The organism is Okeania sp. SIO2F4, from assembly GCF_010672385.1.
GTDB lineage: Bacteria > Cyanobacteriota > Cyanobacteriia > Cyanobacteriales > Microcoleaceae > Trichodesmium.
The window spans coordinates 1-3,851 of sequence record NZ_JAAHGT010000919.1 but is presented as its reverse complement, the minus strand read 5'-3'; the positions used below and the strand labels follow the sequence as shown (position 1 = coordinate 3,851).

Annotated in this window: 5 protein-coding genes; 4 read left to right on the top strand and 1 reads right to left on the bottom strand. The window is 37.6% G+C overall.

Translation table 11 applies throughout. The features are described 5' to 3' along the window. Positions 1–502: 502 nt before the first annotated feature. From psaX to F6K22_RS42680, 4 genes are all read left to right on the top strand, one after another. Positions 503–592 carry a photosystem I protein PsaX gene (psaX, locus tag F6K22_RS34950; RefSeq protein WP_293109045.1) on the top strand — a complete coding sequence of 30 codons (90 nt, stop codon included), beginning with the start codon at positions 503–505 and terminating at the stop codon, positions 590–592. A gap of 282 nt (positions 593–874) precedes the next feature. After that, entirely contained in the window at positions 875–1,240 is a 366-nt protein-coding gene (locus F6K22_RS42690; RefSeq protein WP_363275092.1) for a hypothetical protein, read from the top strand. Continuing rightward, positions 1,156–1,842 (top strand): RNA-guided endonuclease InsQ/TnpB family protein, encoded by a 687-nt coding sequence (locus F6K22_RS42685; protein ID WP_363275096.1) that lies wholly within the window; start codon positions 1,156–1,158, stop codon positions 1,840–1,842. The genes F6K22_RS42690 and F6K22_RS42685 overlap by 85 nt, the downstream gene beginning before the upstream one ends. Next, a complete protein-coding gene (locus F6K22_RS42680) occupies positions 1,838–2,143 on the top strand; it encodes an RNA-guided endonuclease InsQ/TnpB family protein (RefSeq protein WP_363275094.1) in 306 nt (101 codons plus the stop codon). The genes F6K22_RS42685 and F6K22_RS42680 overlap by 5 nt, the downstream gene beginning before the upstream one ends. A 244-nt stretch (positions 2,144–2,387) precedes the next feature. Here F6K22_RS42680 and F6K22_RS34940 read toward each other — a convergent pair whose 3' ends face one another. Continuing rightward, positions 2,388–3,680, bottom strand: a complete 1,293-nt coding sequence (locus F6K22_RS34940; RefSeq protein ID WP_293109042.1) for an APC family permease — start codon at positions 3,678–3,680, stop codon at positions 2,388–2,390. Between the last annotated feature and the right edge of the window lie 171 nt (positions 3,681–3,851).

Below are 3,851 nucleotides of genomic sequence, written 5' to 3'. Positions count from 1 at the left end.
TAATGGTTATTTTGATGATTTAGATTGGTATGATTCAGCAGAAATTGCCTTGGTTTTACTCTTACCTCAGATTTTACTCCTTTCCCTTATCAAAAAATTAAAGTTACTAAATCCCTGGTTTTATGAACACGGTTTGGAACTTTGTCTTGTCAGGTGCAAGATGTGAGTCTATGAAGTTGCACTTAATATAAAGATGAGAATAGTCAGTCTAATAAAGTCTGAGGCACAATTATTAAGTGTATTGTTAAAGAAAAATGGTATAACTATTGAGGATAAAGTTTTTCTATCACTACAGCGATAATTACCGATAGACCAGCAATACCACCAGCAATACCAAATTAAGGATAGAGTCCAAAAATTGGGATAATTTATTTTTGGCTGCTCCCTCAAATCAATCTTGACAGACCACTACTCCCCTGCACTCTTCAAATTTATGTGGAATTGAATCAATTGCATGATAATATTATCTTGATCCCAATAAAAATATGGAGAATAAATTTAGATGAAATATTCTTTTCGTGCAACTTGGGCTTTAATACTACTTGCTATCAACTTTGTTGTGGCAGGCTACTATTTTGGTATTATCCAGTAGTCTTAGGACTTATAAACCAGTAAATCTGTGCCACTCTTAGAATATTCTTCAGAGTGGTACTAAAACTATATTTCAGTATCAGTAGGTATTAAACTTAACTCAACTTATCGGGCGAATTCGCTCTTCTTGAAAACCATGTCGCTTCAGCGCATGGATGAAAAGCGATCCGGGCGACTTCAGTCGCCTGTAGAAAAATCTGATTTTCTCAAGACATTTTCGTGAGTTAATTATGTTATTATGTATAGTGTATAGTATAAATATCAAAAGGTAAGTCGAGCCAAAATGATAATTTACGAGTTCAAAGTCAAAGCTAAACCTGAGCAATATAAAGCTATAGACGAAGCTATTAAAACATCTCAATTTATCCAAAATAAATGCTTAAGACATTGGATGGACAACAAAGGTGTGAGTAAGCACGACTTAAATAAGTATTGCAAAGTATTAGCTAAGGACTTTAAATTTGCTAACGAACTCAATTCAATGTACGTCGCCAATCCGACGACTCCCCTACGACAATCGGCTGCGGAAAGTAGGGGCGAAGAGCGAATCGCCCCTACTCTGCAATATCTAGATTTTACAACAACTGCAAGAAGAAAATCAAGAGTAAAAAGGGTTATCCTAAGTTTAAAAAGCATTGCCGTTCTGTAGAGTATAAAACTTCTGGTTGGAAGTTATCAGAAAAGAGAAAAGCAATTACTTTTTCAGACAATAAAAATATAGGTACTTTGAAGTTAAAAGGTACTTATGATTTGAATTACTATCAGTTAGACCAAATAAAACGAGTAAGATTAGTTAGGGGTGCCGATGGCTATTACACTCAATTTGCTATTCAAGTAAACGTAAAAATTGAGACTCAGCCAAGAGGAAAAGCCGTAGGTTTAGATGTGGGAATTAAATATTTCTTGGCTGATAGTAATGGCAAGACTATAGAAAACCCTCAGTTTTACAGGAAGTCTGAGAAGCAGTTCAAACTAGCTCATAGGCAGAAATCTAAAAAGTACAAGAAAGGTGTAAAACCGCAGTCAAATAATTACCACAAAGCTAGAAATAGATATGCACGGAAGCATCTGAGAGAGGGACGTTGCATGCAACGTCCGTACAGGCAACGTAAAGAATATGCAAAGAGAATAGCGTATTGCGTGATTCAATCTAACGATTTGATAGCCTATGAAAACTTGAATGTTAAAGGCATGGCAAGAAATCGAAGGCTCGTAGGGGCATCTATGCGAATCGCCCCTACAATCAATTAGTGATGTTGCTTGGTCAACTTTCCGTGGTTGGTTAGAGTATTTTGGTGCAAAGTATGGAAAAGTAACAGTAGCAGTACCACCTAACTATACAAGCCAAAATTGCTCTAACTGTGGAGAAGTTGTGAAAAAGTCTCTATCTGTGAGAACCCATGTTTGTCCTCACTGTGGCTATGAAGCAGATAGAGATGTTAATGCTGCAAGAAACATCCTGCAAAAAGCACTATGTACGGTGGGGCACACCGAAACCTACGCTTGGGGAGACACGCTCTCTGGCGAATGTTGGAGACATCCTGCTAGGTGATGGTGAGTCGTTGAGTCAAGAATCCCTGTCTCTTTAGAGCGGGGAGTGTCAAATTCGTAGTAGTCATACCCTGGATAACTTCTAATATTAAATCAGGTAGTGTCAGTATAAATAAAGCATAGAAACAGGGTTTATATGAAATGCTCTACTATACTAATATCTACCTACCATAAACCAGGTTTCTATAACACTTCTATGGAAACTGCTGTATAATTCATCCCGCAAATATGCAACGCCGAAAAATCTAATCAGTAATTAATCTATGAATCAAACTATGCCAAATTAAACCAATAATAATTAACCCTAAACCAACTAACCAAATTTGCTGTTCTACCCAAAAAGCTAAAAATAAACAAGAAGCTAAACCTACCCAACCCAACCATTGAGGATAAAGTCTTTCTTCTGGGGAAAGTTGGAGAGCAGCAAAATTAGTAATAGCATAATAAATCAAAACATTAAAAGCACTAAAAGACCAAGTAGTTTTCACATCCCCAATTAAAACTAAAAAAGCGATCGCTACTCCTACTACTACCACTGCTATATAAGGTGTAGTTTCCCCACTATTCAACCTAGCAAAAACTTTAGGTACATCTCGCCGACGTCCCATTGCCAACAAAACCCGCGACAAACCCAAAATCAGATTTAGCAGGACTCCCAACATTGCCGTAATAGCACCAACAGCAATTAACTTAGGAATAACAGGAACACCTAAACCAGATTTGGCAATAACTTCTAGAGGTGCAGCTAAACTTACATCTGCTTGAGATAATTTTTGAATTACTTCTTGACCAACTACTACAGTAATTAGAGCGCTCGATATATATAAAATACAGGTAACAATCATCGTTACGGCGATCGCCCTGGGAATAGTACGTCGTGGTTCCTTAACTTCCTCACCCAAAGTGGCAATACGACCATAACCAGTGTAGGCAACAAACATTAAAGCAGCAGATTGTAGTAAAGATGCTATAGGTTTATCCCCAGAAAAAAAAGGCGTTAAAATTTCCCCTCCAGCCAAAACAACTCTAGGTACTCCTGCCAAAATAAATACAGCTAGAGAAAATAAAGTAATTGAAACAATAATAATATTAGTGACATTAGAACGACGAATTCCACTTAACACAACAATAGTTAATACAACCACAGCAGTTACAGCAGTCAATACCAACCAAGTTTGATTATTCACGCCAAAAGCATTAAGCAAATAACCAGCAAAACCCAAAGCAGCAGTAGCAGCAGAAGCACTTTTCGCCAACAGAAACATCCATCCAGCGATGAAACCTAACCAATGATTCAGATATTTGTAACCATATTCGTAAGTACCACCACTCACAGGATGGTTTGCTGCTAACTGGGCGCTATTAAAAGCATTGCAGGTAGCAACAACAGCACCTATCCCTACAGCAATAATTACCGACGGACCCGCAATACCAGCAGCAATACCAATACTGACAAATACTCCAGTACCGACAATTGAACCTAAACCCATAAGGGTAGCGCCAAATACGCCAATTTCTCGTCTCAGTTGAGGTGTCATTTCAGTTATTATCAGTTATCAGTTATCAGTTAGCCTCCTGCGGAGGAACTTCGTTAACAGTACCTCCTGCAATAGGAAGGCTTAAAATACTGAAGTTTGCTTTTTTCATCCCCTTTTAAGGAGAGGTATTAGACCTTATTTTTTCAGTCAACATATCTTATCAGAACTTAT

Excerpts from the sequence above, each read along its gene's own strand:
- psaX (WP_293109045.1), top strand. The coding sequence starts at position 503 with ATGAAATATTCTTTTCGTGCAACTTGGGCTTTAATACTACTTGCTATC.
- F6K22_RS42690 (WP_363275092.1), top strand. The coding sequence starts at position 875 with ATGATAATTTACGAGTTCAAAGTCAAAGCTAAACCTGAGCAATATAAA.
- F6K22_RS34940 (WP_293109042.1), bottom strand. The coding sequence starts at position 3,680 with ATGACACCTCAACTGAGACGAGAAATTGGCGTATTTGGCGCTACCCTT.